The organism is Brevibacterium sp. LAARM2_SD2, from assembly GCF_057364785.1.
Genome location: NZ_JBNFOM010000061.1, coordinates 1 through 300, shown reverse-complemented (window position 1 = coordinate 300; position 300 = coordinate 1). Strand labels below are relative to the sequence as shown.

At 58.7% G+C, this 300-nt stretch carries 1 rRNA gene; it reads left to right on the top strand.

The features are described 5' to 3' along the window. Positions 1-300: ribosomal RNA gene (locus AC2W7K_RS18070) — 23S ribosomal RNA — on the top strand; the annotation flags it as partial.

Sequence of the window (300 nt, the reverse complement as noted above, 5' to 3'; positions counted from 1 at the left end):
CCGTGGTGCCTTCGGGTGCCTGGTTGGCATTGTGGGCGAGGACCTGAGTGTGGAGTCGGTCAGCGTGAGGTGTGACGCAGAAAGGTAGCCAGGCCACGCGATGGTTGTCGTGGTCTAAGGTTGTAGCACGTGGGGGTAGGCAAATCCGTCCCCACAGGAGTGTGAGAGCTGATGGGCGCCCCACAATGGGTGGGGTGATCTGGTGATCCTCTGCTGCCGAGAAAAGCATCGACGTGAGGGTGTGTGTTGCCCGTACCCTATAACCGACACAGGTGGTCAGGTAGAGAATACTAAGGTGAT